The organism is Parasphingorhabdus sp. (assembly GCF_049667325.1).
GTDB lineage: Bacteria > Pseudomonadota > Alphaproteobacteria > Sphingomonadales > Sphingomonadaceae > Parasphingorhabdus.
Window position 1 is genome coordinate 1 of sequence record NZ_JBATHY010000154.1, and the last position, 3152, is coordinate 3152.

Here is a 3152-nt window from a genome sequence, read left to right on the forward strand (position 1 = left end):
TGAAGATCGAGCAGCAGCGCGGCATTTCGGTGACCAGCTCGGTGATGACCTTCGAGCGCAACGGTATTGTCTTTAATCTGCTTGACACGCCGGGCCATGAAGATTTTTCCGAGGACACCTATCGCACGCTGACGGCGGTCGACAGCGCGATCATGGTGATCGATGCCGCCAGCGGCATTGAATCGCAGACGCTGAAACTGTTTGAAGTCTGCCGGATGCGCAATGTGCCGATCATCACTTTTATCAACAAGGTCGACCGCGAAGGCCGCGATCCGTTTGATCTGCTCGACGAAGTCGCTGACAAACTGGCGCTGGACGTCTGTCCGATGAGCTGGCCCACCGGCATGGGCGGCCAGTTTGAAGGTGTTTATGATCTGGTCAACAACCAGCTCCATCAGCCGACCGGCGACAGCAAACAATATGACGGGGTGACGCAGCAATTTTCCGGACTTGATGATCCGAAACTGGCCGATGTGCTGAGCGAAAGCGCCCTCGAACGGCTCACCAGCGAGGGCGAACTGGCGCAAGGCGGATATAGCGGCTTTGATCTCGAGGCCTATCAAAGCGGCGATCTGACGCCAGTCTATTTCGGCTCTGCGCTCAAGCAGTTCGGCGTCGAGGAATTGATCGACGCGATTGCCGACTATGCGCCGTCTCCGCGCCCGCAACCCGCCGACCCGGCTCCGATTGATCCTGAGAGCGACGACGTCACCGGCTTCATTTTCAAGATCCAGGCCAATATGGACCCCCAGCACCGCGACCGGATTGCCTTCATGCGGCTGTGCTCGGGCGAGTTCAAGCGCGGCATGAAGCTGACGCCTTCGGGTCTCGGCAAGCCGATTGCGATCCACTCGCCGATCCTGTTTTTCGCGCAGGACCGCGAGATTGCCGACACCGCCGAACCGGGCGATATCATCGGTATCCCCAATCACGGCACATTGCGGGTCGGTGATACATTGTCCGAAAAGAACCAGGTCCGGATCACCGGTCTGCCCAATTTCGCCCCCGAAATCCTCCGCCGGGTGATCCTCCGCGATCCGACCAAGACCAAGCAGCTGCGCAAGGCGCTGGATGATCTGTCGGAAGAAGGCGTGGTTCAGGTCTTTTATCCTGAAATCGGTGCCAACTGGATCATCGGCGTGGTCGGTCAGCTGCAGCTCGAGGTGCTGGTGTCCCGGCTGGAGGCGGAATATAAGGTCGACGCCTATCTCGAAATGGCTCCATTCGAAACCGCCCGCTGGATCAGCGGCGACGAGGCGAAGGTCGACGCCTTTGCCAATATCAACCAGAGCGCTCTGGCCAAGGACCGCGATGACAATCTGGTATTTCTGGCGAAAAGCGCGTGGGATGTCGGTTATCAGGAAGAGCGCAATCCTGACCTAAAGTTCAGCGCGACACGGGAGCGCTAGTCCGGTAATTACCGGTCATGGCCAGCAGTTCAACCACCAAGAAAGCCTTTCAGTCGATCATCATCGATGACGAAGGCCGTGCCTGTGCGGATATTCCGGAAAGCGCCTGCCAGCAGGAGCCGGGCAATTTCTTCCGGCATGTCGGGTCACTTGCTCTGTCGAAGAGCGCCGACGGGCTGATCGATCCCAAGCTGGTGCTCAGTTGGTTGATGACTTCGCTTGGCGCACCGCTGGCACTGATCGGGTTGCTGGTGCCGGTCCGGGAAGCGGGCGCCCTGCTGCCCCAGCTGATAACCGCCGGATATTTGCGAAAATTGCAGCGCCGAAAATGGGCATGGGCAGCCGGTTCCGTGGTTCAGGGTCTGGCCGCAGCTGCCATCGGACTGATCGCGATCAGCCTGACCGGGGCTGCCGCCGGCTGGGCGATAGTCATCGCGCTCACGATATTGGCGCTGGCGCGCAGCGTCTGCTCGGTTTGCTACAAGGACGTGCTCGGCAAGACCATCGACAAGGCCCGGCGCGGCACCGCAACCGGGCTGGCCGGCTCGATCGCGTCGGTGACGGTGATCGTCTATGCGCTCACGCTGTCTTTCAATCTCGTTGACCGGATGTTGCTGGTTACCGGCGGCCTGTTTCTGGCTGGCGGGGCTTGGATCTTGGCCGGTCTATTGTTTGCCACGCTCGATGAACAGGCCGGTGCAACGGAAGGCGGGAAGTCAGCGTTGAAAGCAGCGTGGAGCAATTTTGCCTATCTGCACGACGACCCGCAACTCCGCCGCTTCATCCTGACCCGCGGGCTGCTGACCGCCACCGCGCTGGCCCCGCCTTTCATGATCGCCGTCGGGAGCGAGGCCGGAGAAGGCTATGACAGGCTCGGCTTTCTGGTGCTCGCCTCGGCTCTCGCCAGCCTGTGCAGCAGCTTCGTCTGGGGCCGTCTGTCGGACCGGTCGAGCCGCAAGGTGCTGATCTTCTCGGCGATGGTCGGCGCGGTCATATTGGCCGCGACCAGCTGGCTGGCCTACGCCGGCACATTGGGTGGCGGCTACATACTGCCGGTGCTGCTGTTCGGCCTGATGATCGCCTATCAGGGCGTGCGGCTGGGACGGTCCACCCATCTCGTCGACATGGCGGACAAGGACACGCGCGCCGCCTATACGGCGCTGTCGAACACGATCATCGGCCTGCTGTTGCTCGCCGGCGGGGTTTTCAGCCTGGTCGCGAACTGGTTTGGCGGCGAGATCGTGCTGGCGATCATGGCCGGGATGAGCGGTCTGGCGATTTTGGCGGCTTTGGGGTTGGAAGAGGTGCAGGGGGAGTGAGGGTGTCTCAGATCGCGTAACCTATATAGCTGTCGCCCCAGCGAAGGCTGGGGCCTAAATCAAGTTCGCGAACTTCACGACCATTGAGTTGGATCCCAGCCTCCGCTGGGATGACAGGCTAGCGTCGCAACAAAAACACCGCATGCTCCGCCAGCAGGTTCGCCAGGCCGCGTCCGGTCTGCTTGTCGCCGCTCAGGAACCACTGGCCTTCCTGCGCATATTTGCCATCCTGCACCAGCGCGCGGAAATCGTCGATCGTGACGTGGTGGATATTGGGGGTGTCGTACCATGTCTGTGGCAACAGCCTGGTGACCGGCATCCGGCCGCCGACGAGCAGGGACATGCGCACCCGCCAATGGGCAAAATTGGGGAAGCTGACAAAGGCCTGCTGGCCGATCCGCAGCAGCTGGTCGAGCATCGCATC

At 61.1% G+C, this 3152-nt stretch carries 3 protein-coding genes; 2 read left to right on the plus strand and 1 reads right to left on the minus strand.

Going from position 1 to position 3152, the window contains the following annotated elements; genetic code table 11:
• Window positions 1–1409, plus strand: a 1409-nt coding sequence (locus WBM93_RS07120; RefSeq protein ID WP_424430111.1) for a peptide chain release factor 3, incomplete at its 5' end; no start/stop codon positions are given.
• A gap of 17 nt (window positions 1410–1426) precedes the next feature.
• The gene (locus WBM93_RS07125) at window positions 1427–2728 is read left to right on the plus strand and encodes an MFS transporter (protein WP_424430115.1); all 1302 of its coding nucleotides are present in this window, start codon (window positions 1427–1429) and stop codon (window positions 2726–2728) included.
• A 118-nt stretch (window positions 2729–2846) separates the two neighbouring features.
• On the opposite strand, the gene WBM93_RS07130 is transcribed toward WBM93_RS07125, so the two are convergent.
• On the minus strand, window positions 2847–3152 hold a 306-nt coding region (locus WBM93_RS07130), incomplete at its 5' end, for a methionine biosynthesis protein MetW (protein WP_424430117.1).